The organism is Flavobacterium hercynium (genome assembly GCF_002217285.1).
Taxonomy (GTDB): domain Bacteria; phylum Bacteroidota; class Bacteroidia; order Flavobacteriales; family Flavobacteriaceae; genus Flavobacterium; species Flavobacterium hercynium.
In genome coordinates, this window is sequence record NZ_MUGW01000040.1 from 1 (window position 1) to 24,896 (window position 24,896).

Annotated in this window: 28 protein-coding genes; 16 read left to right on the top strand and 12 right to left on the bottom strand. The window is 31.1% G+C overall.

The genetic code is table 11. The features are described from left to right. Window positions 1-346 precede the first annotated feature (346 nt). The 9 genes from B0A66_RS17490 (at window position 347) to B0A66_RS17530 (ending at window position 7,658) form a co-directional block, all read left to right on the top strand. On the top strand, window positions 347-910 hold the full coding sequence (locus tag B0A66_RS17490) for a Crp/Fnr family transcriptional regulator (protein ID WP_089051152.1): 564 nt from the start codon (window positions 347-349) through the stop codon (window positions 908-910). 65 nt (window positions 911-975) lie between these two features. Then, window positions 976-1,746, top strand: coding sequence for an acyl-ACP--UDP-N-acetylglucosamine O-acyltransferase (gene lpxA, locus B0A66_RS17495; RefSeq protein WP_089051189.1), 771 nt, complete (start codon window positions 976-978; stop codon window positions 1,744-1,746). Window positions 1,747-1,842: 96 nt separating this feature from the next. Then, a complete protein-coding gene (locus tag B0A66_RS17500; RefSeq protein ID WP_089051153.1) occupies window positions 1,843-2,475 on the top strand; it encodes a Pr6Pr family membrane protein in 633 nt (210 codons plus the stop codon). 109 nt (window positions 2,476-2,584) lie between these two features. After that, window positions 2,585-3,394 carry an SDR family oxidoreductase gene (locus tag B0A66_RS17505; protein ID WP_089051154.1) on the top strand — a complete coding sequence of 270 codons (810 nt, stop codon included), beginning with the start codon at window positions 2,585-2,587 and terminating at the stop codon, window positions 3,392-3,394. Between the two features lie 62 nt (window positions 3,395-3,456). After that, window positions 3,457-4,371: a helix-turn-helix domain-containing protein gene (locus B0A66_RS17510; RefSeq protein WP_089051155.1), complete on the top strand. Its 915-nt coding sequence runs from the start codon at window positions 3,457-3,459 to the stop codon at window positions 4,369-4,371. A gap of 3 nt (window positions 4,372-4,374) precedes the next feature. After that, window positions 4,375-4,701: a nucleoside triphosphate pyrophosphohydrolase family protein gene (locus tag B0A66_RS17515; protein ID WP_089051156.1), complete on the top strand. Its 327-nt coding sequence runs from the start codon at window positions 4,375-4,377 to the stop codon at window positions 4,699-4,701. Between the two features lie 19 nt (window positions 4,702-4,720). Further along, window positions 4,721-5,482 (top strand): LytTR family DNA-binding domain-containing protein, encoded by a 762-nt coding sequence (locus B0A66_RS17520; RefSeq protein ID WP_089051157.1) that lies wholly within the window; start codon window positions 4,721-4,723, stop codon window positions 5,480-5,482. 103 nt (window positions 5,483-5,585) lie between these two features. Further along, a complete protein-coding gene (locus tag B0A66_RS17525; RefSeq protein WP_089051158.1) occupies window positions 5,586-7,115 on the top strand; it encodes an amidohydrolase family protein in 1,530 nt (509 codons plus the stop codon). 54 nt (window positions 7,116-7,169) lie between these two features. Beyond that, window positions 7,170-7,658: a DUF6985 domain-containing protein gene (locus tag B0A66_RS17530; protein ID WP_089051159.1), complete on the top strand. Its 489-nt coding sequence runs from the start codon at window positions 7,170-7,172 to the stop codon at window positions 7,656-7,658. 40 nt (window positions 7,659-7,698) lie between these two features. On the opposite strand, the gene B0A66_RS17535 is transcribed toward B0A66_RS17530, so the two are convergent. From B0A66_RS17535 to B0A66_RS17550, 4 genes are all read right to left on the bottom strand, one after another. Continuing rightward, window positions 7,699-9,099: a tetratricopeptide repeat protein gene (locus tag B0A66_RS17535; RefSeq protein ID WP_089051160.1), complete on the bottom strand. Its 1,401-nt coding sequence runs from the start codon at window positions 9,097-9,099 to the stop codon at window positions 7,699-7,701. A 180-nt stretch (window positions 9,100-9,279) separates the two neighbouring features. Continuing rightward, window positions 9,280-9,933: a hypothetical protein gene (locus B0A66_RS17540; protein WP_089051161.1), complete on the bottom strand. Its 654-nt coding sequence runs from the start codon at window positions 9,931-9,933 to the stop codon at window positions 9,280-9,282. Between the two features lie 41 nt (window positions 9,934-9,974). Then, window positions 9,975-10,436, bottom strand: a complete 462-nt coding sequence (locus tag B0A66_RS17545) for a MarR family winged helix-turn-helix transcriptional regulator (RefSeq protein WP_089051162.1) — start codon at window positions 10,434-10,436, stop codon at window positions 9,975-9,977. Between the two features lie 130 nt (window positions 10,437-10,566). Then, on the bottom strand, window positions 10,567-10,926 hold the full coding sequence (locus B0A66_RS17550) for a VOC family protein (protein WP_089051163.1): 360 nt from the start codon (window positions 10,924-10,926) through the stop codon (window positions 10,567-10,569). A gap of 273 nt (window positions 10,927-11,199) precedes the next feature. Between B0A66_RS17550 and B0A66_RS17555 the strand changes: the two genes are divergently transcribed. Continuing rightward, window positions 11,200-12,255, top strand: a complete 1,056-nt coding sequence (locus B0A66_RS17555) for a hypothetical protein (RefSeq protein ID WP_089051164.1) — start codon at window positions 11,200-11,202, stop codon at window positions 12,253-12,255. Between the two features lie 119 nt (window positions 12,256-12,374). Here B0A66_RS17555 and B0A66_RS17560 read toward each other — a convergent pair whose 3' ends face one another. Then, on the bottom strand, window positions 12,375-13,808 hold the full coding sequence (locus B0A66_RS17560) for a serine hydrolase (protein WP_089051165.1): 1,434 nt from the start codon (window positions 13,806-13,808) through the stop codon (window positions 12,375-12,377). Between the two features lie 327 nt (window positions 13,809-14,135). On the opposite strand from B0A66_RS17560, the gene B0A66_RS17565 reads away from it, so the two are divergent. From B0A66_RS17565 to B0A66_RS17580, 5 genes are all read left to right on the top strand, one after another. Then, window positions 14,136-14,687, top strand: a complete 552-nt coding sequence (locus tag B0A66_RS17565; protein WP_089051166.1) for a zinc ribbon domain-containing protein — start codon at window positions 14,136-14,138, stop codon at window positions 14,685-14,687. Window positions 14,688-14,855: 168 nt separating this feature from the next. Beyond that, window positions 14,856-15,419: a serine hydrolase domain-containing protein gene (locus B0A66_RS23205; RefSeq protein WP_165766641.1), complete on the top strand. Its 564-nt coding sequence runs from the start codon at window positions 14,856-14,858 to the stop codon at window positions 15,417-15,419. Further along, window positions 15,391-16,344, top strand: coding sequence for a serine hydrolase domain-containing protein (locus B0A66_RS23210; RefSeq protein WP_262490222.1), 954 nt, complete (start codon window positions 15,391-15,393; stop codon window positions 16,342-16,344). The genes B0A66_RS23205 and B0A66_RS23210 overlap by 29 nt, the downstream gene beginning before the upstream one ends. 37 nt (window positions 16,345-16,381) lie before the next feature. Continuing rightward, entirely contained in the window at window positions 16,382-16,987 is a 606-nt protein-coding gene (locus B0A66_RS17575; protein WP_089051167.1) for a hypothetical protein, read from the top strand. 32 nt (window positions 16,988-17,019) lie between these two features. Next, window positions 17,020-18,147: a DUF6438 domain-containing protein gene (locus B0A66_RS17580; protein WP_123868259.1), complete on the top strand. Its 1,128-nt coding sequence runs from the start codon at window positions 17,020-17,022 to the stop codon at window positions 18,145-18,147. A gap of 93 nt (window positions 18,148-18,240) precedes the next feature. Here the strand turns inward: B0A66_RS17580 and B0A66_RS17585 are convergent, their stop codons facing one another. Then, window positions 18,241-18,648, bottom strand: coding sequence for a helix-turn-helix domain-containing protein (locus B0A66_RS17585; RefSeq protein ID WP_089051169.1), 408 nt, complete (start codon window positions 18,646-18,648; stop codon window positions 18,241-18,243). 180 nt (window positions 18,649-18,828) lie between these two features. On the opposite strand from B0A66_RS17585, the gene B0A66_RS17590 reads away from it, so the two are divergent. Beyond that, complete coding sequence (locus tag B0A66_RS17590) at window positions 18,829-19,371, top strand: hypothetical protein (protein ID WP_089051170.1); 543 nt, start codon at window positions 18,829-18,831, stop codon at window positions 19,369-19,371. Between the two features lie 422 nt (window positions 19,372-19,793). Here the strand turns inward: B0A66_RS17590 and B0A66_RS17595 are convergent, their stop codons facing one another. From B0A66_RS17595 to B0A66_RS17620, 6 genes are all read right to left on the bottom strand, one after another. Further along, window positions 19,794-20,357 carry an AAA family ATPase gene (locus B0A66_RS17595; RefSeq protein ID WP_089051171.1) on the bottom strand — a complete coding sequence of 188 codons (564 nt, stop codon included), beginning with the start codon at window positions 20,355-20,357 and terminating at the stop codon, window positions 19,794-19,796. 89 nt (window positions 20,358-20,446) lie between these two features. Further along, the gene (locus B0A66_RS17600) at window positions 20,447-20,896 is read right to left on the bottom strand and encodes a DUF1569 domain-containing protein (RefSeq protein ID WP_089051172.1); all 450 of its coding nucleotides are present in this window, start codon (window positions 20,894-20,896) and stop codon (window positions 20,447-20,449) included. 6 nt (window positions 20,897-20,902) lie between these two features. Next, window positions 20,903-21,706, bottom strand: coding sequence for a DUF6896 domain-containing protein (locus B0A66_RS17605; RefSeq protein WP_208862602.1), 804 nt, complete (start codon window positions 21,704-21,706; stop codon window positions 20,903-20,905). Between the two features lie 166 nt (window positions 21,707-21,872). Further along, window positions 21,873-22,412 (bottom strand): DUF3575 domain-containing protein, encoded by a 540-nt coding sequence (locus B0A66_RS17610; protein WP_089051173.1) that lies wholly within the window; start codon window positions 22,410-22,412, stop codon window positions 21,873-21,875. 116 nt (window positions 22,413-22,528) lie between these two features. Beyond that, window positions 22,529-23,566 carry an alpha/beta hydrolase gene (locus tag B0A66_RS17615; RefSeq protein WP_089051174.1) on the bottom strand — a complete coding sequence of 346 codons (1,038 nt, stop codon included), beginning with the start codon at window positions 23,564-23,566 and terminating at the stop codon, window positions 22,529-22,531. 173 nt (window positions 23,567-23,739) lie between these two features. Next, the gene (locus B0A66_RS17620) at window positions 23,740-24,855 is read right to left on the bottom strand and encodes a nuclear transport factor 2 family protein (RefSeq protein ID WP_089051175.1); all 1,116 of its coding nucleotides are present in this window, start codon (window positions 24,853-24,855) and stop codon (window positions 23,740-23,742) included. Window positions 24,856-24,896: the final 41 nt, after the last annotated feature.

A 24,896-nucleotide genomic window follows, 5' to 3' on the forward strand; every position in this document is an offset into this window, starting at 1 on the left:
GTATGTCGTCGCCTTTCTTTCAAAACCCTGTTCTAACGAACAGGGTTTTTTGTTTTATAACAGTTTTGGATAATTGTGGGGGATTTTCTTATTCTCATTTTTGTCACTTCGAAGAATGAGAAGTCCTCGCTAGAAACTCTACAAAGATTGGTAATGCTTTAATAAGATACTTGCAGAGATTTTATATTAATTCATTACTATAATCGTAAATTATAAATTATAGTCTTAAATCAATTATTTTGCCCTTTAATAAACGAGTTAAAAGTGTTTTTACATTCCTTTCTACTTGAAATTCGAATTCAGTTTGAAATTATATCAATAAATTTGCTGTACTAAGATTTCTAAAATGATTGAATTAATACAGATAATTAATAGTTTCCAAAAACTCGATCCCGAAACAGAAGAAGCTGTCAATAAATATTTCATTAGGGAACAGCATCATAAAAATACCTTTATTATCGAAGAAGGTAAAGTGTGTGAAAAAATCTATTTTATTATATCAGGTGCCGTTCGAAGATTTTGTATTGAAGATGGTGAAGAAATTACAAAATGGATCTACACGGACAATCAATTTTTTACTTCGTTGAGTAGTTTTTTTGAGCAAAAGCCATCATTTGAAAGTTTTGAAGCTTGCGAAGAAACGATTGTTTATTCTTTGTCTTTTCATGATGAAACTATATTACTGGAGTATCCACTATTTGCAAAGTTTCATATTAAAATGCTTCGAAGCTTTCTTTCTAAAATAAATGAATTTCATCATTTGTTTAGAACAATGACAGCACAACAAAAGTATATGTTTCTCTTGCAGTCATTTCCACAAATCATTATCAAAGCGAAACAAAAGCATATTGCATCGCTCATTAGTGTAAGCCCCGAAACTTTAAGCAGAATACGTTCTTCAATTACTTGACATTAGATCAAGGAAAAGTATATACTATTTTTCAATATTTGTTATTGATATTAAACAAATGGAAATTGAGAAATACTGCTATTAGTGCTAAAGCTAAAATTGGAAATAATGTTCATATTGGTAATTTCTGCACGATTGAAGATGATGTTGTAATTCATGATAATACTTGGATTGGAAATAATGTTTCTATTCTGAATGGCTCAAGAATTGGTGAAAGTTGTCAAATACATTCTGGAGCTATATTAGCGGGAATTCCACAAGATTTGAAATATAACAACGAATCAACTTTATTGGAAATTGGTAACGCTACTATAATTCGTGAATATGTAACGGTAAATAAAGGTACTTCTTCCAAAGGAAAAACAGTTATAGGAAATAATAATCTCATTATGTCTGGAGCTCATATTGGTCACGATTGTTTTATTGGAAATAATTGCATTGTCGGATTTAGTGTTGGTATGGCTGGAGAAGTTATTGTTGGTGATTGGGCTAATATTAGTGGCTTATCCGCAATACATCAATTTTCGGTTATTGGAGAACATACTATGATCAGTGGCATGAGCAAAATTGTAAAAGATATTCCGCCTTATGTTTTGGTATCACGTGAACCATTGACTTATTGTGGTTTAAATACAGTAGGTTTGAAAAGAAGAGGTTTTGATAAAGATAAGATCGAAGAACTCAAAGCTATTTATCGTGTTGTTTTTGAAGAAAAGCGTAATACTTCCCGAGCATTAGCTTTAATCGAACAAAATTTCGAACAGACTGACGAGCGTGATAACATTATTCGTTTTATTAAACAATCCTCAAGAGGTATTATCAAAGGATTGATTTAGAATAAACTCTAATTAGTTGAACGAAAATGATAAAATAGAACTGATATTCTGTAAATTGCATACTTAAAGATTTTGTTGTAAATGTAAATTTTGAGTATGATAAAATTAGAACAAGCAAGAAGTACTAAAATTTGGAGCGCTATAATTGTGGCATTTTCTGCGTGGTTTGCAGTCTTTTTTCAGTGGTATTTGATGGAAGGAAGTCTAACTAATTTTTTAAGTTATTTTACTATAACAACTAATTTGTTAATTGCTTTTTCTCTGACGTTATCTGTTTTTTTTCCTAAAACAAAAGCAGGATTATTTTTTTCTAAAATTACAGTAGAAACAGGAATTACACTTTACATTCTTATTGTGGGATTGGTCTACAATGTTGTCTTGAGAGGACTTTTAGTTGCGGAGGGCTGGCAAGTTGTTGTTGATAATATTCTTCACGTTTTAAATCCGATTTTGTATATTTTGTATTGGATTCTTTTTTCTGACCGAATTAAAATTAATTGGAAAACCGGAATTTACTGGACATTTTACCCTTTAGCTTATTTATTCTATTCTTTAATTCGTGGAAGCATTGTGAATTGGTATCCTTATCCTTTCTTGAATGTTGATAAATTTGGCAATGAAAAAGTCTTCATAAATGTCATAGTAATGATTTTATTGTTTTTTATTATTGGAATACTATTGATAGCAGCACATAATAAATTTAGAGTGCCTAAATCTGTATCTTCTTAGAAGGTAATATTGCTCTTTCGTCATTTTGGCTACTATAAGATTCAAAATGACTACAGGCACAGGAGTACTTTTTTTGACTTTTGTATTATAATTTTAAAACAATTAAAAAATGCAAAAGACAATTTTTATTACAGGTGCTTCTTCAGGTTTAGGTAAATCTACGGCAAAGTTATTTCAAAGCAAAGGTTGGCGTGTAATTGCCACAATGCGTAATCCTAATAAGGAAACAGAATTAAATCAGTTAAAAGATGTTGTTGTACTTCCGTTAGATGTAACAGATGAAAAGCAGATTATCGCAACTATTAACGAAGTTACAAGTAAGTACGAGATAGATGTTGTAATGAATAATGCAGGTTATGGTTTGATTGGGGTTCTAGAATCATTAGATGATGAAATGATTCAACGTCAGATTTCGACCAATTTACTTAGTGTTATCAGAATATCTAAAGGATTTGTTTCGCATTTTCGCGAAAGAGGAACCGGAACTTTCGTTAATATTACGTCGACTTTTGGCTTAATAGGATTTCCAACTTGTTCTATTTACAGCGCTACAAAATTTGCCATAGATGGTTTTTCTGAAAGTATGGCGTATGAATTGGCTCAATTTGGAATACAAGTTAAGGTAATTGCTCCAGGTGGAATGCAGACTGATTTTGCATCACGATCGATGGAAGTAGGTCAGCACGAAGCATACGAAAAATTATCTGCTGAAGTAAGTAAAGGATATAGCGCAGAAAAAGTAGCTCAATATACCAAAGTCGAAGATGTTGCTGAAATAGTATATAATGCAACTACCGATAATACAAGCCAGTTTAGGTATATTGCCGGAAATGATGCAATAGGATTATACAATGAACGCACAACAATCGGGGCAGAAAAACAAGTGCAAAACATAAAAAGCATGTTTGCTTTTAATTAAAAACTTTCTTTCTATAAAATAGTTAGTACTCTTTACAAACAAATATCCTAATTTAGATCACAATGAAAAATAAGCCAGTAGTATTTGAAACCATATCGCAATTGCATAATGCAATGGGACAGGCTAAACCAATGCATCCGCTTATTAGTATTTTGAATTATGGTGAAGCTGTTTTCGATCCGAAAGAATTTGAAAACGGTTTGATACTAAACTTTTATAAGATCTCTTTTAAAACCCAATTTACAGGAAAAATAAAATACGGTCATGGTTATTATGATTTTGAGGAAGGCGGAATGTCGTTTGTTGCACCCGGACAAATTTTAAGAATGCAGGATGAAGAAGCAGATTATAGCGGTATGTCGTTGCATATTCATCCTGATTTTATACGTCCTTATTCATTAAATACAAATATTAAGAAGTACGGATTCTTTTCTTACTCAGCAGCAGAGGCATTGTATTTATCAGAGAAAGAAAAAGAGACTATTTTAGGCGTTTTCAAAAATATATCGGAGGAGTTAAACGAACGAATTGATAACTTTAGTCAGGATGTAATTATTTCTCAAATTGAAGTTTTATTGAATTATAGCAATCGGTTTTACAATCGGCAGTTTATTACGCGGAAAGCAAACAATCATGATGTGCTTTCAAAATTAGAGATCTTGCTTGAAGATTATTTTAAGGATGAAAAAATTATCGAAAATGGTGTTCCTACAGTACAGCTTCTGGCAGATGCTTTACAACTATCACCAAGATATTTGAGTGATTTATTACGCAATACGAGTGGGCAAAATACACAGCAATTCATTCATGACAAATTAATAGAAAAAGCAAAGGAATATATTGCGAATGGAAATTTTTCGGTTTCTGAGATTGCCTATAAATTAGGATTTGAGCATCCGCAATCGTTTAGTAAATTATTTAAGAAAAAAACAAGCATTACACCTTTAGCTTTTAAAGAGCTGATTACTAAAAATTAAATTATGGCATCAATTGACTTCGAAGAATTAAAACAACGTTCCTTGCAAATTAGAGCGCGTTACCATGAACTGGAAATCGAACATCACGATACTGAATGGACGGTAGAAGAAGATGCTTTGGCATTTCTTACAGATGCGGGTTTAGTAGGACGTCATGTAATGTCACAGCAAGGCAGGTGGCCAAAAGCAAATACGGATGATGAGCTGAAACACAAATTAGGCGAATCGATATGGTGGCTTACTGTGTTGGCAGAAAGAATGAACATCAACATTGAAGAAGCAACTAAAGATTTCCTGACTGAGACAGAAAAGTTACTGGGCAATTCATAATTAAGCAGCTGCTATTAAAATGAAAACACTAAATCCTTCGGTAAAACACCATTTTTTAATTGGAATCTTTATTAGTATCTGGCTTTTTATTTTTGCATTTTTTATAAGACCATTTGATGATGGAACAATAAGTTTTAAAGCCTGGATTCTTATCAGCACAGGATTTAGCTTAATTGCTTTTTTGTGTTACGCATTGCTTGCCATAGTTCAAAAAAGTATTTATATAAAAATTTCAAAATGGAGTGTGGGTTTTGAAATAGGCGCTATCTTGTGTTTTCATTTGCTCTTTTTAGTGGGCACATTTTTGTATTATAAAAGTCCTATTTTAAATGGAGGGTATGACTTTCTCCATTTTTCGGATAAAATAATTCTCAAATCGGCTTTGATTTCTACTCCCATAATCGTGTTAGCGAGAATATATGTTACAAAATTAATTCCGCAGAAAGAAGAAGGTTTGATATCAGAAAACGAAAACATAATTATTAGAGGTGAAAACAAGTTAGATATATTAAGAATTAAAAAAAGCGATCTGGTTTGCGTGTCTAATGCACAAAATTATGTTGAGATTTTTTTTGTAGAGAATAATCAGCTTAAATCAAAATTAATACGAAGTACACTTAAAAAAGTTCAAACTGATTTTGATTTCTTAGTTCAAATTCATCGTTCGCATCTTGTAAATCCATCTCATTTTAAGGCTTGGAAAAACCAGCAAACTATTTCTCTGACACAAATTGATTTACCTGTTTCTAAAAACTATAAAGACAATTTGTTATTCCTGTAAATTTTATACCTAAAACAACGCATTTCGTACCTAAGCCTTTATTTTATGCGGAATTGAAGTGGTTTTGATTCTATTTTTGATTTTCAAATTAAAATTAAAAAGGATGAAAAAAGTTTGGCTTAGGAGATTATTATCTATAATTGTGATACTATTAATTGTTGTTTTAAGCGTATTTATTTGGGCCGATAATGAATTGAAAAAAGTTCTTGGTAAATCAACTAAGGAGATTACTATTTCTTCTAAGGTTACAACAACATCTAATGGTATTCGAATAAAAAATGTAAATATACTTTCACAAGATTGTACTAGTTTTATCCCCAATCAAGATGTTATTATCAAAGATGGTCTGATTGATCAAATTATTCGAGGGGGACAGAAGTATAATGCAATCGCTAGTATAGATGGAACAAATAAATTTTTGATTCCGGGTCTTATTGATAGTCATGTTCATTTAAAAGAAAGTAAAAATGACTTGTATTTGTATTTAGCAAATGGTGTTACTTCAATTAGAGAAATGGCAGGAAGTCCGGAATTATTAGAATGGAAAAAATCGATACAGAAAAAGGGTATTGGACCAAGAATGTTTATTGCATCTCCACCTATATTTAGTGAAAGCGGTTTAGCAGGTTACTATTACAGCTGGACGCGACATGCTATTAATTATTCTACCAAAGAAGATGCAGCCAAAGCGATAAAGCAAATAAAGGAGCAAGGTTATGACGCCATTAAAATGTATGGTTTTGTAAATCCGGATATGTTTAAGTCTACAATCGAAATTGCGAAAACGTATAATCTTCCTGTTATTGGTCACATTCCGCTAATTGATTTAGATCATTTTTATTCATCGGGTCAAATTGAGGTCGCACATATTGAGGAAATAACCGTGAAAACAATTGACGATTTTGGAAAATCAGTATCCAGAAATCCTAAAGAATATCTCGAATTTTTAAAAGTACGTTCCGAGCATATTGCAAAAGAACTAAAGAAAAATAATATCAGTGTTACTTCAACGGTTTGGTTATGTGAAAGTTTTTTGGCGCAGCGATTTGATTTAAAGTCTAAATTAAAGGAAATTGAACTGCAATATGCTAATCCCAAAATTATTGAGGGTACTCCATTGTACAAATTAGGTTGGCTTCCGGGTAAAAACGGATATGAATATGACGGAATCGATGATGCTGAAGCAAAAAGATTGTCGCTCATTTTCTGGAAAACCTATGCAGAAGCTATTCATATTATGGCAAAAGCATTAGTTGCTAATAAAGTTACCATTATGGCAGGAACAGATGCTAATGTAGCAACGGTTGTTCCCGGATTTTCACTTCATGATGAATTAGAATCTTTATCTAAAACGGGAATGAGTAACTCGCAAGTACTTTATGCTGCAACTGTAGCACCAAGTGATTGGATGAAAAAGAAAACAGGAAAAATAAAAATAGGATACCATTCAGATTTAGTATTATTGTCAAAAAATCCTTTAGAAGATATTAGAAATACGAGAACTATAGAATATGTGTTTTTTGGCACACACAGAATTAATAAAACTCAAATTGCTACTGTTTTAAAAGCTGTAGAAAAAGTAAATGACGAAAACAGAACGATAAAAATTGATGAGTTTTTGTCATCAAATTAGATAACTAACTAAAAGTTAATTGTATATTAGGTTAGTAAAAAAGCAGAAACAATCATGACACATAAATATTGGGGTAACGTAGAAGAAGACTGGGCTGGATATTCATCTGACATTACTTTTTCAAATTCTTTTTTTGAGAAACAAAATATTGAGATTTTCTTAGGAGAAGAATTCGATGAAGACGGAGAAGAAATTGAAGAACCACCAACAGAAAAGCAATTGGATGAATTTGCGGCAACGTATCAGAATTTCATAGAGAATATTGAAAGTAATATCAAAAATATTCAAGACAAAGCTTTCGAAAGGTACCAGAAACTATACGCACATTTTTATGAAAATCCTGAAAAATCGGGTGATCCAGCTTTGAATATTGATGATGTTGACAAACATAATTATGCAATAAAAGAAATTATGTTCCTGAGAGTTTTAGACGAAAAGACAATCAAATTATCGATCCGTTATGAACTGGACACGGAACATGGAATCGAATTTAGATTTGAAGATGGGAAAATTACAGCTGTTGGGGGAATTGCTGAAGCATAGCACATTCAATTAAAATTGATTTTGTAATATTTCAGGTAAATTACTCCAATGATCTATAAAATTCGTTGTTTTTAAAAGAGTCTTGAAATGACTTTATACTAAATTGCAACATTGGAACAAAAAAGACTTCATTACCTCTAAATGTAAAAGTGTAACTGTCTTGTTCTTCTTTCAGCGTTTTTAAAGCTTTATCGAGATCTTTTTTGAATTGCTTTTTATCTTCTTTTTGCTCAGTAAAGTAAGTCTCAATATCTTTTTTTGTGTTTATGTTGCTGTCAAAAAGCAACGCAATTAGAAAGCCATAAGCTTCATCTTTCTTTCCTGCTTTATAGGCATTTTTATTAAGGTCATAAACAATTCTGTCTACATCTTTTCCAAACGTTGTACCACTTGATACAATTATTGGACTGATAAAAATTGCTTTCTTATAAAAATCCTTAGCAAGCTGATAATCGCCTTTAGCAAAATAAATATCACCTAAACTATGAGCCGCTAAATGCGTAATGTTTTCAATTTCATAATCTCCGCGTGTGAGATCGTTAAAATGTTCATTCAAAAATTCTTTGCTTATTTTTATATCGGCCAGATAAAGGAGTTCTTTCTCATAGTTACGAATACTAAAACGGTCCAATCTCTCATTAAATTTACTGGCATGCTTAATTAATTCCGGATTAGATTTATACGGTTCATGTGCTAAAAGTTGTTTTAAACCTTCTCTTAAATCATCTATTCTGTAATCGTGGTATAAAGGATATTTTTCGCGGTCTTCTTCAAGTTGAGATTGTTTGACTTCTCTTCTTTTGTCAGCATCTGCTAAAGAATTATTTAAATTGAAGATATCTTTACCGGAGATTGATTTTTTAAAGCAGTAGACAATAATTCTTGGATCGGATAAATTCATGTAATCATCATCAATACTGATGATATACATCCAATCTTCGTTTCCGCGTACAAAAGAAATAGTATTAGGTTCACTAACAATATATTCCGTTTTGTTTTCGGTAAAGGTACCTTCCGTTGGAATCTTCTTTGTGATAAGTTTTCGAAATAATTCAGTGCTGCCAACGCTTTCAAATTGAGTAAGGTATTTTTTTACGTACTCTTTCATATAATCGGGCAATTCACCTGGATTTTGCGGACCAATTCCTGAAATGTTTATTTTGTCATCGTCAAAAGTATATTTTGCAGGTGATATTATTAAATCAGGATTGTCTTCTGAAAGTACGATACAAATACCAACATTATCTTTCTTTAAATCTTCTAATTCACTTTTTTTAGAGCTATTAAAATTTGAAATAATCGTATTTAACTGCGTATTTGTTTTTCCGTTTTTCTTATAGTTTGCAATTGTTTTTTCAACGTTTTTCTTTACGTTTTGATAATTTTCTTGTGCTGCTAATTGTAAACAAGTCAGAAGTAAGACGAATATAAATTTTATCATTTTTGGTTTTTGTCAATTATTTAATAGTGTCGCCAACTTACCTAGAGCTATCAATAATAAGATTGTTTAACGCTATTTCGTTTTTTTTGGTTGTACAATAGTAGACAAAAAGCAGCTATAATTATTACGTGTTTACGTAAAATCAAGTTTATTTTTTAATTAAAAATCTTTGGTATTTTTTTATTTAAAGTCAAACTCATAATTTATTTCTTTAAGATCATCTTCGAGTTGTTTCCAATCCTCAAGATCCTCAACGATTGATAAAACCATTTCTTTAGTTAGGGTTTTTCCGTTATAGATTTCAGTTACAGTTTTTAATGGAATTCCACTTTCTTTGTAACTAGATTCAAAATAGTCGGTTGCCCAATCTATATAAGTTTGCGGATTTCCGTCAAAAATAGAAAGCATCTCTTCGGAACCATCTTCATAGATATTTTTTAAATCACCTATTTCCCATTTTTCCGATTCATTAGTCCAAATACAAAATGTTGTACCGATAGTTTTTACAGGTTCTCCAAATATAAATTCATTAAATGTTTCAGGAAGATTTTTTGTCAATTTTGATTTTGCAGGTAGTTCATCTTCAAAATCATAAAGTTCATGTGCAAAACCATTTATCACACAACTGTTTTCTAGAAATAAAATCAACATTTGGTCTCCACAACCATTTCTCATTTCGAAAAATTCCTCTTTTTTAGCCCATGCTGAGTTATAGGAATAATATCGATACTCCCATTCTTGGGAGATAATAGCATCTAAAACAGAAATGGCTTTACAAATTTTTTGAAGTAAATCTTTTGAAGGTAATTTATTGATGTTTTTTGTTGAGATCATATTTTGAGGTTAGTGCTTTATTGTATCTGTTATCCGTAATTTTATTCTGCTTTATTTTTTTCAATAAGTTTTACCATATTCGAATTGAAGGATGGAAGATTTTCGTTTAAAGCAGCAAAGAAATCAAGATCAGCATTTTCTACTTCGATAAGTGCTTTTTGCAGAACGGTTTCTCCTGTATTCGTTAAGCGAATGATTTTTGCTCTTGTATCCGTTTCATGTTCTTGTCGGGTTATAAAGCCCTTTTCCTGCAAAGTTCGCAGCACTTTTGACACCATCATACGGTCAGAGTTGCTTTGGTTGGCAATGTCAATTTGTGTTACAGCGTCGCTTTTTTTAGAAAGCCAGCCAACAGCCGCTAACAATACAAATTGTGTTTGTGTAATATCTAATGGATCTAAAACTTTTTTTAGTTTACGCTGCCAAAGCATTGTGAGTTGTCCAAGTAAATAACCAGGACTGTCTTTTGGACTTTTAAAGTGAAAATCTATTTCTTTAGCCATAATGATGTTAAAGCTTTTGTGTCGGTATTAAATCAAAAAAGTGTTTACTAATTTCAAAGATAGGAATCTTAATCATTATTAATGTAGATCGTAAAAGTGCTTTACTCTAAAACTAGTAAACAATTTGCTTTTATTTTGTCTCCAAAAAAGTAAGTTTATAACCGTCAATATCTTTTACGTGGAAGGCTCTTCCAAAAGGAGTTTCGATAATAGGTCCGGCAGTTGTAACGCCATTTCCAATTAGTTTTTCTTTCAATTCGTCTACATTTTCTTTAACCGCAAACCAAAGTGCCACGCCAACACCCAATTCTTTTCCTTCGAGTGGTTCAAGAGGTGTACGAATAGCAAAGCTTGCTTCTCCTTCATTGTACTTAAAAATACACGCTTGCGGATTGGTATTACCAATTTCAAAGCCTAATTTTTTTTCGTAGAAGTCTTTTGATGCTTCTAAATCTTTTACTTGCAATGATGCGAATGTTAATGTTTTCATTTTATCAAAATTTAATTGTTGTTGCAAATATAGTATATGCGACAACAATATGCAAATCGTTTTTGCTTTTTGTTTTTAAATAGTTATAATTTAGTGTTTTATTGTCGTTTTCTTTAGTGTAAAGAATTATTTAAACGCACAAAAGAATATTTTACGGATACAGATTCGTTAGTTTCAGCAGGAAAATTTTTATTATTATTTTAATAGGAAAGTATAAAGATTATGAAAAAATGTGCACTTTTGAAGTAAATCTCAAACCAACCAACCAAAACCATGAAGAAAATTTTAAAAATTCTCAAATTCACCTTTATCTCTTTGTTAAGCATCATCTTAATTTTTCTAATTTATTTATACATCAGTAATAAAGTATTCTTAGGTTCGACAGATCAGGGCAATCTTGATTATTTGGCAAAAAATAATGTACCGGTAACAACTTTGATTGATGGGAAATTATTTGATGAGGATTTCTACAAATCGAAAGTTTTTCTTTTAGGAGAAATTCACGGTTATGCCGACAATCAAACTTTGGATAGAGAGATGCTGTTTTTCTTAAATAAAAAAGCAGGAATCAAATATTACATTGCAGAAATGGATAGTATAACAGCGACTAAACTAAACAGCTTTTTGTTGAAAAAATCGAAAGATGAAGTAATTCTAAAAGACGTTGTCGTATCTATTGCGCAAAGAATTCCTCAGCAATCAAGTCAGCAATTATTTGATAAATGGAATGCAATTTACGATTACAATCAAAAATTGGCTGATTCCTTAAAAATTACGGTACTCGGAATTGATAAAAATTTTGATGACACTTCAAAAGGATCAAGAGATTTGGCTATGATCAGCAACTTTAAAAACCTGATTAAAAAAAGAAAGATAGAAAATGAAAAGTTTTATGGGCTTTTTGGGTATTTCCATACGCTGCAAAGTCAAGCCGAATCAGGAAGAGAAACATTTGCTGCAGAATTGAAAAAATCAGGAATTAAAACTACAAGTATTGTTAGCTACACGATAGATAGCGAAATGTACCTTCCTAAAAATCCACAATTTCCAACGCCTGAAAACGAGAGAGTAGATTGGTTAAATGCAGATGGTCCTTTTATGCTTGTGAAAGGAATTAATGATTTAAAAGAATTAAGTGCTCCAAAAGCGGTTACTCTTTTCAAACTGAACGCTTCCAATTCTCCTTATCTTAAATCAAAAAATCTAATAAGTCTAAAATCAAGAATGTTTGGTGAAAATATAGTGCCTTTGGATAATTTGTTTGTGACAGATTATTTTCAATACGTTTTTGTATTAAGAAATTCTGAGGCATTAAGTAAATTGAAATAGAAGAATAACAAAAAGTTTTTACTGTGAATTAGCTGTTTTAATCAAGTTGTGATTAAAACAGCTAATTTTTTTTGCTAGATGTAATGAAAATACATTGCAGATTTTCGATCAACACACCGCTATTTTATTTTACTAAATTTGACATTAGTCGCGCCAAAATTAGTAATGCTTAATCCTGTTATTTCTCCTTTTTTGTTTCTTTGAAAATTGACTTCGACACCAAATGTAATCGCTCCTGTAAATTTATCTTTGTCGACTTCCGTCAGAACAGCATCGCTTAATCGGTTATGCGTCATTGTCAGTTTTCCATCGATAATCTTTGTTGTAAAAATGGAGGATAATTCGACGTTCTCAAATTTACCTTCATATTGTTTTAGATTTGCTGTAGGAGTAGGTTTTGGCTTTTCTTCCGCTTTCTGTTGTGTTTCGGTTACTTTTTCTCTCTTTTTAAATTTATCCGCTAAATAAAATTCGGCAATATTCATTCCTGCTTTGTAGGCAACAAAATCTTCATCATTGCTCAAAAGGATTATAGACAATTTGTTGTCTTGAAAACGACCTAAATACGATTTAAAACCGGCGTCGCTTCCGGTATGATTATACACATTAATACCTTTGTAGTTGCGCATAAATTGACCTTTGGCGTGGTAAATCGTTTCGCCGTCGCTTACCGCTAAAATAGCAGGATCTCCGTTGTCTAAAGAAGAACGCTCATTAAAATGTTTGATAAAAGCAACATCACCTATTTTAGGATTTTCAAAATTAGCCGTCCATTTGCTTAAATCTTCAACGGTTGTATAAACATTTGTAGGTCCAACAGAAGAGCTGTTAAGGTTTCTTTTGCTGTAAATTCCATTTTCATTTCCGTATGAATAGGCTCTGTTTTTCACTATTTTTTCGTTGTCGTCATAGATTAAGCTATTCTCCATACCAAGCGGATCGAAGATATTCTCTTTAACAAACGTGCTAAAACTTTTTCCTGAAACTCTTTTTACAATTTCGGTTAGCAATGTAAATCCTGTATTGCTGTATTTGAATTGACTTCCGGGAGCAAAATTCAATTCTTTTTGTTTCGTTACCAATTTCAGTACTTGTTCAGAAGTAATAACGTCGTCCATTCTCCAACCTGCTAAAGTTAGCAATGACCATTGGTCTTTTAGTCCGCTGGTATGAGAACATAAATGTCTAATCGTGATTGTTTTTTCATAAACAGGCAATTCCGGAATGTATTTTCGAATATCATCATCTAGTGAGATTTTGCCTTGTTTCTCTAGTAGAAAAATAGAAAAAGTCGTGAATTGTTTTGAAACAGAACCTACATTAAAAACCGTTTTTGGCGTTATGGGTATATTGTATTCGAGGTTTGCGCTACCGTATCCTTTTTCAAAAATAATTTTTCCGTCCTGAACAATACCTACTGCAACACCAGAAGTGTTTGCGTTATATTTAGAAAATAAAGAATCAATCCTTTTTTCTGGGTTTGAACTGGTTTGCGCCAATAAACTGTTTGCGGAAAAAATAAAAAGTAAAATAAATTGGATCTGGTGTTTCATTTTTGGTCTTTTTTTTAGTGGTATATAGTTGTGCAGGGTAGAGTAATTTTTTTACAATACTACACAAAAAAAAGAATAGCATAATAAGTGCTTTTGCTAAATCGATGTTATTTTTTTAGATAATAAATGAGTTCTTTAATTATTGATTAAAAAAAACAATGCTAAGAAAATATTTTTCTTTTGGGGTTAATTAAGTTAATAGGTCCAATATAAATATTCTTATATTCGCCCGAAGAAAGTTAACTAAATAAAATTGTATTGATTCTATTATATCAATGGTATAAAGAGGTTGACAAACAAACTAAATAGAATTGAAGATTAAAAATTATGAAAAACATTTGTTCAAATTGTGAAGCTGAAAATGAAGTAAGTGCAAAATATTGTTCGGCATGTGGTTACGAATTGCCACGTATAGAAAGTCAAACTATTAAAACAGAAATAAGTCCTGCTAAAAAGACAGCTTCTAAAAGGAAATTTGATTTGAAGACGTTTTTAGGTTTTATAGTTGGGTTTTTAGTGATGTTTTTTGTGACACAATCATTATTCAAACCTTCAATAGATAAAAAACTTGTTGAATTTGCTAATGAATTCAATAAAAATTGTCCAATGAATGTTGATGAATATACTACTTTGAAAAATGTTATTGCATTACCAGATAAAACTGTTCAATACAATTATATTTTAGTTGGTATAAAAAAGGCAGAAGTTAAAATGGATACAGTAAAAAAATATGTTTTTCCAGCAGTTTTACAATCTGTAAAAACTAATCCCGGAATGAAATTTTTTAGAGATAATAAAATTACAATAAATTATAACTACTCAGATGAAACAGGAGAATTTGTAACTGAATATGTTGTAACACCCGAAATGTACGAGTAAAAAAGAAAGTCTATTTCTGATAAACAATTTATCCCAGCTGCCGAAAGTTAGAGTACTTTTGACAGCTGGGACTTTTTATTTACCTCAATTTTTGGAATTGATTAATTGTAGTAATAATATTTCATATATTGGCTCCGCAAAATCATCAATCAAATCAATCAATCAAAAATGAACAACCGAATTTTTCTAATCGTACTAACTACTTTTTTAACGAGCACAATTTCAGGACAAGAATTAAAAGATTTCTTCTCGACACTTTCTAAAAACAATCTTTTCAATGGTAGCGTCGTAATTTCTAAATCAGGAGAAAATACTTTTTCTAATTTTTACGGATTTTCTAATATTGAAAAGCAAGAAAAAATCACTGAAAAATCCCAATTTACAATTGCTTCCGTCACCAAAACGTTTACAGCAATAGCAGTACTGCAACTGAAACAACAAGGAAAACTGAAACTAGAAGATCCTGTTCAAAAATACCTTAACGACTTTCCGTATTCAGCTATTACTATTAAACAATTACTGAATAACACTTCAGGATTAGTAGATTACTACAACTTATTTGATATTGTAATAAAAGAACAGCCCGAAAAATTAATTTCGAATCAGGACATTATACCAACATTTATTAGATTTAAAACACCGCTTTCTTTTTCGCCTTGGAAGCAAATGGGAATACAACAATCTCAACTTTTGTATTGCAGCCTTGATTATCGAAAAAATATCCGGAATTAGTTATGCCGCTTATTTGGACAAAAACATTTTTAAACCTGCAAAAATGAAAAATTCATTTGTTCCTGTTAACAGGCAGATTAAAGAAAAAAATGAGGTTGCCTTATACACCTATCCAAACTTTTATTCTACCAATTTTGTTAACACAACTACTTTACAAGATCCTTTTTTGATAAGTACCAAAAGTAATTTTTATGGAAATGGCGGTATTGTAAGCACAGCCTCAGATTTACAAAAATATCAAAATGCAGTATTTTCGAACCAGCTTCTGGGTAAGAAAGAACTAGAGGAAGCTTTAACGGCTACCATATTAAATGATGGAAAAAAGGTAACCTACACTATAGATGGGAAAGAGATTAGTTATGGATTGGGCTGGGGAATGTTTACCGATGAAAGCAATGGAAAAATAGTTTTTCATGACGGATCTGTAACGGGGCTTGCTAGTATGTTAGCGCATAATATTGATAAAAATCAAACCGTTATACTCTTGTCTAATACGGGAAACTGTCCGGTGTTTTCTATAGTAAATGCCGTTTTTCAATTATTGAACAACAAACCGTATGTAATGCCGACGCAAAATCTATCAAGAGTTTATGGTAGTTTACTAGAAAGCGGAAATAAAGAAAAAGCAAATCAGTTGATTCAGGATTATCTTAAAGACAAAAGTAAGTATGAAGCAACCGAAAGAGATTTTAACAGATTGGGATATCAATTTCTACGATCTCAAAAGAATGATAATTCTTTAGAAACTTTCAAAGCGGCAATAATAATTTTTCCAACCAGTTCCAATATATTCGATAGTTATGGCGAAGCATTGCTGCAATGCGGAAAAAAGGAAGAAGCGATTAAAATGTATCAAAAATCGGTTGAACTAAATCCTAACAACGAAAATGGTAAAAAAGTTTTGAGCAGTTTATTGAAGAAATAGTAGGGACGGAACAAAGGGCAATTAAAAAAACACAACTATGAAATCAATTATAACATTATTTATTCTGGCTATTTTAACGAGCTGCAATTTTCAAAAGTCCTCAGAACAGAAAGAGGATATTGATACAGAACTTTTAAGCGACAAAGAAAACAATAGCCAAAGTGATTTAGGAAATTTAATTTCTACAATACAAATTGGAGTAAAAGCCAATAAAGAACAATTACAAGATTTTGAAAATGGTATCGTTCCGTGGATTAGTATTGAAAATCCTGAAGCAGAAATAAGCCAGTTAATTGAAGCAGAAAGTATAATTGTTCCTGATTCTGAAATTACATTATTAATTGATTATCCACTAAATAAGCCTGCAGAATTTGTGCTAAAAAGCGCTGGAAAAGGTTTTACAAAAAAACAGTTAATACTTGAAATTAGTAAAAAGTACCATGAAATATATAAGGAAGAAGAAAGTACTGCGGTAACCAAAACACTTCCCATGGAGAAAAGAGGTAGTTTAATAAATAGAAATGAAACTGACGGTAAATATGGCGTTTGGGGACATGATATTGGTGATTTAGATTTAAGCACTATCGATGTTTATAAATCTGAAAATGGTAAGATTACAATTTCACTTGGAGTTGAATCTTAAAGGTAAAGATTCTTGAACTTTAGAATAAATTTATGAGGAGATTAAAAAGATTGCTAATTATTATAATGATATTTCTTTTTGTGAGTTGTGAAAAGAAAAAAACTAATAATTATGAAAATAGAATTATAGGAGAATGGATTTTTGAGCAAGAAAATCCTAAGAAAGAGAATCATTTCTATACTGATTTTAGTTATTCTTTTGATGAAAATGGAAACTGTGAGAGCAAGCCTGGATTTTTTGAAATAAAAGAGAGAACAGAAAAAGAAGAAAGAAAGGTTATATTTTACGGCACAAAAACTAAATATAAAATTGAAGATGACAGTTTATATATTATGAATTTGATAGACAAAAAGTGGGATGCTTGTAAAATAGTTGGAGTAAACACAAAAAAATTAAAACTGAATTTTGAAAATAATGCCATTTTAGAGTTTTCAAAAATAGAATATAATGAAAATGAAAATGAAAACTTTGATAAAATAATTATTTCCAGATCACCTTGTTTTGGTAGTTGTGGAATAAATGATGTTGAAATAAATAAAGAAGGTGATGTTAACTATTCTGGATCTTCTTATAATTTAAAAAATGGTTTTTTTAAATCAAAAATAGATACTAATCTGTTTAATGAAATTGAGCAGAGTTTAAAGAAAACTAATTACTTAAAATTAGAAGATCAATATTCTGCAGATTGGACTGATGACCAAGAAGTTTCTGTAACATTTGTAAAAGACAATAAAATTATAAAGTCAATAACGGATTACGGAAGACAATCACCAAAAATACTTAGAATTAATATAGAACCAATAACCTATTTATATCAAAAACTAAAATTAGTAGAAAACAAAAATGTAAAGGAATTTCAAAATATTAATTTTTACAGATTTGTAAAGGGAAATCAAATTATAGACTTAACCAGATCTGAAGTTTTCTATTTATTCAATTTATTGAGTAACTCAAAATCTACAAACAAAACATTTAAATCAGAATATAGTACAATTTATGATAATGATCTTCTTTATGATTTGAGAAGAATTGAAACAGATGGAAGATATTTCAAAATTTATTCTAAAAATGAAAATGCAATAACTTTAGATTTAGGGTTTAATTTTATTGAAAAAAATGAATTATTGAAAAGGTTAAAGATTAAAGGAAAGTATGATTAGAAAGATATTAGTATTAATAATGTTTTTAATACACAAAAAGAGAGACTCATAAAAAGTCTCTCTTTTTTGCAATAATATATCTTCTAAAAAAGTTTATTTTCCGTTCAATAGTTTTTCCAAAGTTTTAATCTGTTCATCTTTGGATTTTAAAAGTTCCGAGTTCAATCGTTTAATCTCTTCTAAGGATTCTAGCCATTTTTCAATTGGATTTACATTGAAAGTTGGATAATAATTAAATCCATTGGACTGGTCGTTAAAAGTATTCGATATTATATTTACTACTTGTTCTTCATCAAAATTTTGAAACGCTTCAACAGGAATTTTTAGTGCACTAGAAATTTGTTTAAGCAAAGAATCTTCAATTACATCTTTTTGCTCTAGCATAGAAATTTTCTTTTGATTCCATTCTTCTCCCAGATCAAAAGCCAAAGACTCTTGTTTAATGCCAAGCATTTCTCTGAAACGTTTTAAGTTCCTTCCCTGATGTATTTTATGTTCCATAATGAATGCAATTTTCTGTAGGCTCAAAGATAAAGCCGTTTACAATAAAAAGTTTGATTTTCAAAGATAAAAAAAATCCCGTAAAAGTACAGTTTTTGTGGGATGTTATATCCGTATTTTTTCTATGGTATCCTCTCTAAAGAACGGAATTTCGCCATCCAATATTAAAATTGTTACCGCATGAAAAAAAATAAAATTTCTTTTGAAACTAATTTTTGGGCACATTATGAGTTAGAAAACCCATTTGAAGTCATTGATGCCTTTTTTGGTTCAGATAGTCTTGCTTACTACAAACAAACTTTGAGTGAAATAGTTTTCTACAGGAGTAAAGAAGAAGTGTACAATAAAGAATGTCCGGGCGATGTATTTTTTAACTATACCGCGATTCGATCTTTTCTAAGAGCTTGTTCACGTTTGTCAGACAAAAGAAAAAAATGGAAAGTGAGGGAAGTATCGGCTGCGCAAAGATCCATTCTCTCGCAGGCATCCTTAACAGCAGAAGAGTATGAAAATCCTTTTATTGTGTTTCAAAATGCCTTTGAAGAGCATTCCTTAGCCGACTTCGAATTCTTCCTTTGTGAAGTAATACATCTGGCGTTACGTCCCACAATCGTAGAATTTGATTCGGATTTGTTAACACCTTACATTCATGTTATCAAAATGCTCGACGCAAGTCAGTTGTTACTGGAAAGTGATGTTGAAAAAATAAAAATCAATGAATAATTCTTTGATTTTGAAAGTGTCACATTTTTGACGAAGTGAGTTATCCTGCAAGGTTTTCAAAACCTTGTAGGTATTTAATAAATTCACTCTAAGTATGTCATAAATGAAAAGATATTGGCTACTTTTTAGTAATATGCTGTTTTTTTGATTTCCTGCAAGATGACTAGAACGTTGTAGTTCTAGATAAGTGACATTCTGAATATCAAAAATACCTACAAGGTTTTGGAAACCTTGCAGGATTGATAACCGAAGCATGTAAAAGATTTGATTTTGAAAGCGATAGATAATTATACCTAAAAGGTCTTGGAAACCTAATAGGAAATGTAATGGAGATGCGTTATCCTAGCAGGTTTTTAAAACCTGTTAGGTATTTAGTTTAAAAGCCTGTATGCTGTTCTTTTAACGCATCTCCTTAATTAAAATTATTTTGATAATTGGCGTATACCTTCAATAATAAATTTTACTCTTTCCGCTATGTTTATTTTTGGAACTTCAATAATGTTGTAATCATATTCCAGATAAGTTTCTTTCATTATATCAAAAGTAAATTCGGCTTCTTCCCAATTTTGTTTTCTTTCTTTATCGGTTTGGTAAATTTCTTTCCAAGGTGGTAGAATAAACACATTTTTATTGTATGAATGTTGCGTTGCTAATGCTGTAATTTCCTTTGATATTGGTATTTGTTCCATTTTCATATAACAGATTGTGTCTAAAATTCCTCTGTCAAAAAAGGTAATCTCAGAACCATTTTTTGAACTGATTTCATTGTAACTTTTTAAAGATGCCTCCAGCATTAGTTTTGCAAAAACATCTTTTTGCTTCCACGGTAAGCCTTCGTTATTCGTTTCGATTTGTTCCTTAATTATTCTTCTCGCATCTTCATGTACAATTTGAAATCCGTAATCACTTAATTTTTCTATTAATGTTGTTTTTCCAACACCCGGACCACCAGTTATAACATAAAAATATTCATTTTTTGTTTTCATCTTTTTTCGATTGTTATAGAAGTTTACTGCCGATTTTTAGGGTAGTTTGTTCTGTTGGTTAGTATGTTTCTTGATTTTCCATTTTAATACTAAACTCCAAACTGTCTTAAATGGTGGTCGAAATGTTTCCATTGAGCAATTGCCCATTCTTCAGGAGTTAATTTTCCAAAAAAAGAATGTGGTTTTGAAGTGCATTGCGAGGTTCCTCCATCAAAAAACTGATTTACTAATTGAATAGATTTTGCTTTCTCTTTTTCAAAATCACGAATGTCAATGAAAACATATTCTTTATGCGTACGGGAATTGATCGAAAATCGTTTTGCGCTAACATATCTTGATTTAAAGAATGAACCCAGAATCCTTCCGATTACGAGTCTTCTAGGTGAATTTAAATCTAATGCGGTTTCCAGAAAAGCATTTAAATGTGATAGCATTTGTTCAGCATTCATTTGTCCCCATTGCCTTTGTGAATTTGGAGATAGTTTTTCTATTCTGTTTAGAATTCCTAAAACATCAGATTCATTGTATAAATTATTCATTTCGATTTATTTTTTCAGCCCTAAAAATTTCCAAATGTTAAATTTTGGTTTTCTAATATTTTGGTTTTGTTGTTCGTATATTTTTTTTAAATCTAAATATGATTTGATTTCTACTTTTTGCCTATCAGTAACAGCAGTACCATAATAGTTTTCAATGTTTGAATTGATTCTTTCAAACTTTCCAAGTGAAATCATTTTTTCGTTTATTCTTACTCCATCGGCATAGTCTTCAAAAATAGCAACAGGTAAAGGTTGATATTGCGGTGTTGATTTGATAAACTTTGAAAAAAAGTACGGATCTAAGTCACCAAATTCAAGTCCATAAACAAGAGGTACTTCTATTAATTGTCCTGTTTTATTGTTTTTAAAACCACAATGAAAACCGTGGAGGAAATAACTCCAATCTTCAAATTTTCCAATTTGTCTTTTGTCTTGTTTCAGTTCATTAAACGTTTCCATTGGAAAATCCTTGTTTAACTTCAAGTAGAGTTTGTCAACCAATTTAAATAACAATTCTTCGCTTAATTGTCTGTAATCTTTCGCACATTGCTCAAAAAAAGCTTGATTTTCTTCAATTTCTTTGTCAGAAATAAGTTTTACAATATTTATTTCAGGTTCATAGGTATGTATTGAAACTTGAAAGTCTGAAAGTTCATTTTTTAAATTTTGTCCGACGGTCTCTCTCTGATTTTGAACTTCTTTTTCAAAAACAATTTTTAGTTTTTGCTCCCGTGTGATTTCTCTAATTTTTTTAAGCGTTGGAATTTGTCCAACAGAATTTATGGTAATTACATTTGTCGTTCTTTTCAATTGCATGGGTTTTTAAAATGAAGTACAATTTTCACCTGTAATCGAGTTTGGAGATTTAAAGCCAAGTGAATTCTATTTGCTAAGATAAAATTTCTTCATAGAATAACAATTTAGCCTAGTGAAATCGGTAATTTCGATTAGATGCTTTTATGTGCCGTCTATGACTTTAAAATCGGTACCCCAAATGAAAACCAAATCTTGCAACCTGATTATGATCCGTTTTATCTGCATTAAATAATAGTTTTCCCCAACCAGCGTTAATTTCAAATATAATTCCACTTTTGGTGACCCATTTACTTCCTAAACCAATTCCAAGGGATAAATCAATTACATCAGAACCTTCCGTAAATATTGATTTATCATTTACATCATATATTTTTTTACCGTCAATAGAGCTTAACATTCCAAATCCTTCGGCAAAGAAGCCAGAAGCATATTTTTTTCCAAAGTACCTTCTGTAATAAGGAGAAACTGAATAATTTAGATCTTTTTCACCCTTATCGTTATCGAATACCGTAAAGAGAGAAACACCTACTGAGGATTTTTTATTTAAGTTTCTTTCGTATGTTCCTTGAAGTGCGCCATTAAAAGGTACTAGCACATTTACTTTTAATTCATTTTTCTTTTCGTTTATTGGATCGTCACTTTGTGCATTAGCAGCAAAAACCGAAAATAAGATCGCAATTAGTAGGTACTTTTTTTTCATAAAATAGGTTTGATTATTCGGGTCAAACTTATAATAATTTGCTTTGCTAAATGTTAATACTATCTAGGGTACAAGTTAAATTAAACACAATTTTCTTACACGCAAAACCAATCTTATTAGTAATGATTAACTCCCTGCCTTAAAAAAGAAAGCGTTTCATAATACAAATCATTTCTGCTTTTTTCTAAATGCAAAACATGAGTACCTTTCTCGATAACGACATATTTTTTTGAAGGTGTATTTTCTAAAGCTATAAACAAACTTTCGGCATCAGAATTATTAGGATATTGATCCCATTCTCCTCGAATAACTAATGTTTTTGATTTAATGTCTTTTGGATTAAAATACGGTTTATTGTGCAACAAATCTTCAACATCTTGTGAAGGTCCAGAAGGAAAACGAATACTTTTGCTTTTTAATTTTTTTACTAAAGGATCATTTTTTGCCCAAAGCATTCCCCAGTTCTCAAAAACTTCAGGTTCTAACTGACAATGCTTATCACTTGGCGTTAAATTTTTCATTGCATTAACTCTTTCTTCCGGAGTCATTTCCTCATAAGAACCCTCAATAGTTTCTATTGAAGAAGTTTCGTTTCTAGTTGTTATTGTTGCAAAGAGCACCAATTTTGCTACTTTATCAGGAAATTTTGTGGCAAATAATCCAGCAACGGTTCCGCCCCAGGAATGTCCAATGAGATAAATTTTATTTTTCCCTGTTTTTTTTAGAATCATTTCGACCGCTATTGCTACATCTAAACAAACGTCTGTTGCTCGTCCCACAACTTTAGCATTTTTATTACTGCTCTCCATTTCAGGGTAACGATCAGAATTTCCATAACCAAGAAAGTCCAGTCCGTAAACATCATAACCATTAGAAGACAAGTTACTCATCCAGGAAATAGTATTCATTCTAAAATCAAATGAAAGTGCCGTCGGAAATGTTGAGCCGTGTAGAAAAAGAATTGGATAATCAATAGAAACTACATTTGGTGAAAGATGATTAATTGCTATTTCTAAATTTGAAATATGGCTTTGAGTTTTTAAAATTTCCGTAGTGTTGAAGTGAGTGATTTGCGGCATGTTGTCTTTGTTTTGCGAAAATAATTGACTCGTAGTTAAAGAAACCACCAATAAAGTCAGCATAATGTTTTTCATTTTGAATACGTTTTTGGCAAAGATAAAAGCGGATTCTCTCTAACACTTCATTCCATACTTAACTATGATTTATCGAAAAGACAAAAATGTATAAAGAATCCGCGTAAAGCCGTGTTTTCGCAAAGCGAATCGGCGTCATCAGCGTTTCATAAGAAAGCAATTATCACTAAGCTCTATTTGCTTTTCTCAATCAATTCTATAATTTTTAAGGCAACACCATTTGATGACTGAAAATTTTGTCCTGTAACAATTCGTCCATCTTGTTCCACAAAAGACTCATTTCTCTTAGAAAATTTAAAACTTCCGCCTCGTTCTTCTATTGTCTTTTGAATTAAGAATGGAAAGTGTTTAAAATACTCGCCATCTTGTATTTCAAAAGAATCAGGATAACCGCTTATTTTTTTTCCATCAACTAAGAATTTACCATTTTTGGTTTTCAGGTTAACAATACCCGCCGTTCCATGACATACCGAAGAAATAATACCATTGTTGTCTTCGTACAGTTGCATAACAAGACGCTGAATGTCTGCGTTTTCAGGCACATCGTACATTGCGCTTCCGCCACCAATATAATGAACTGCTTTGTAGGCTTTATAATCAATTTCTTTGGGCGTCAAAGTATGTGCTACGTTGTACATAAAGTCTTGGTTGTATAAATATTGCTTTTGCAAATTGTCAGAAGTATTGATGTAGGCTAGCGGAATCGCCCCGCCCTTTGGACTTAGAAAATCGACGGTATAACCCGCATTTACAAAAGTATCATAAGCGTTTACGATTTCGACAAAGCTATTACCTGTTGCAATCGTAGAATTTCCATAATGATCTGCATTGGAAACAATGAAAAGTATTTTTTTTCCTGATTTATTGCTTGCTTTACTACTTGCCGCTTTGCTAATTATTTTCCAATCACCTTGAATTTTTTTCAGCAAGAACATATCCATAAATTCGAGTTTCTTTTCAGGAATTAGGATTTCAGCTTTTGCAATAGCGATATCATTAAAGAATTCTACAGAAATGATTTTCCCCACACGACCATTAAATTCTCCTTTGTTGCTTTTTTGAAACCAGCTTACATATTCTGAAATGGGAACGATCCATAATGGTTTTTCTTTGTGGCTTAAAAACAGATTAGCTTCAGGATAAAAAGCCTTGCTAATACTGTCAGGCTGATTGTACGAAGTCCCCTGAATATAGTTTTGAATGCAATTCTCAATTAGGGATTGTTCGGATTGTGAAAAGGACAAATTTGATAGTAATACAAATACAATTGCGAAAAAGATTTTTTTCATAAACGTTGGATTTTAATGGTTTAAAAATGTTTTTCAAAATT

Bases quoted from the DNA above. Each gene is read 5' to 3' on its own strand.
- B0A66_RS17490 (WP_089051152.1), top strand. From the start codon at position 347: ATGATTGAATTAATACAGATAATTAATAGTTTCCAAAAACTCGATCCC.
- B0A66_RS17575 (WP_089051167.1), top strand. From the start codon at position 16,382: ATGAAATCAATTATAACATTATTTATTCTGGCTATTTTAACGAGCTGC.
- B0A66_RS17560 (WP_089051165.1), bottom strand. From the start codon at position 13,808: ATGAAACACCAGATCCAATTTATTTTACTTTTTATTTTTTCCGCAAAC.
- B0A66_RS17600 (WP_089051172.1), bottom strand. From the start codon at position 20,896: ATGAATAATTTATACAATGAATCTGATGTTTTAGGAATTCTAAACAGA.
- B0A66_RS17550 (WP_089051163.1), bottom strand. From the start codon at position 10,926: ATGAAAACATTAACATTCGCATCATTGCAAGTAAAAGATTTAGAAGCA.
- B0A66_RS17535 (WP_089051160.1), bottom strand. From the start codon at position 9,099: ATGATAAAATTTATATTCGTCTTACTTCTGACTTGTTTACAATTAGCA.
- B0A66_RS17500 (WP_089051153.1), top strand. From the start codon at position 1,843: ATGATAAAATTAGAACAAGCAAGAAGTACTAAAATTTGGAGCGCTATA.
- B0A66_RS17505 (WP_089051154.1), top strand. From the start codon at position 2,585: ATGCAAAAGACAATTTTTATTACAGGTGCTTCTTCAGGTTTAGGTAAA.
- B0A66_RS17610 (WP_089051173.1), bottom strand. From the start codon at position 22,412: ATGAAAAAAAAGTACCTACTAATTGCGATCTTATTTTCGGTTTTTGCT.
- B0A66_RS17540 (WP_089051161.1), bottom strand. From the start codon at position 9,933: ATGATCTCAACAAAAAACATCAATAAATTACCTTCAAAAGATTTACTT.
- B0A66_RS17590 (WP_089051170.1), top strand. From the start codon at position 18,829: ATGAAAAAAAATAAAATTTCTTTTGAAACTAATTTTTGGGCACATTAT.
- B0A66_RS17565 (WP_089051166.1), top strand. From the start codon at position 14,136: ATGAAAAACATTTGTTCAAATTGTGAAGCTGAAAATGAAGTAAGTGCA.
- B0A66_RS17620 (WP_089051175.1), bottom strand. From the start codon at position 24,855: ATGAAAAAAATCTTTTTCGCAATTGTATTTGTATTACTATCAAATTTG.
- B0A66_RS17595 (WP_089051171.1), bottom strand. From the start codon at position 20,357: ATGAAAACAAAAAATGAATATTTTTATGTTATAACTGGTGGTCCGGGT.
- B0A66_RS17520 (WP_089051157.1), top strand. From the start codon at position 4,721: ATGAAAACACTAAATCCTTCGGTAAAACACCATTTTTTAATTGGAATC.
- B0A66_RS17525 (WP_089051158.1), top strand. From the start codon at position 5,586: ATGAAAAAAGTTTGGCTTAGGAGATTATTATCTATAATTGTGATACTA.
- B0A66_RS17510 (WP_089051155.1), top strand. From the start codon at position 3,457: ATGAAAAATAAGCCAGTAGTATTTGAAACCATATCGCAATTGCATAAT.
- B0A66_RS23205 (WP_165766641.1), top strand. From the start codon at position 14,856: ATGAACAACCGAATTTTTCTAATCGTACTAACTACTTTTTTAACGAGC.
- B0A66_RS17530 (WP_089051159.1), top strand. From the start codon at position 7,170: ATGACACATAAATATTGGGGTAACGTAGAAGAAGACTGGGCTGGATAT.
- B0A66_RS17585 (WP_089051169.1), bottom strand. From the start codon at position 18,648: ATGGAACATAAAATACATCAGGGAAGGAACTTAAAACGTTTCAGAGAA.
- B0A66_RS17580 (WP_123868259.1), top strand. From the start codon at position 17,020: ATGAGGAGATTAAAAAGATTGCTAATTATTATAATGATATTTCTTTTT.
- B0A66_RS17545 (WP_089051162.1), bottom strand. From the start codon at position 10,436: ATGGCTAAAGAAATAGATTTTCACTTTAAAAGTCCAAAAGACAGTCCT.
- B0A66_RS17615 (WP_089051174.1), bottom strand. From the start codon at position 23,566: ATGAAAAACATTATGCTGACTTTATTGGTGGTTTCTTTAACTACGAGT.
- B0A66_RS17555 (WP_089051164.1), top strand. From the start codon at position 11,200: ATGAAGAAAATTTTAAAAATTCTCAAATTCACCTTTATCTCTTTGTTA.
- B0A66_RS17515 (WP_089051156.1), top strand. From the start codon at position 4,375: ATGGCATCAATTGACTTCGAAGAATTAAAACAACGTTCCTTGCAAATT.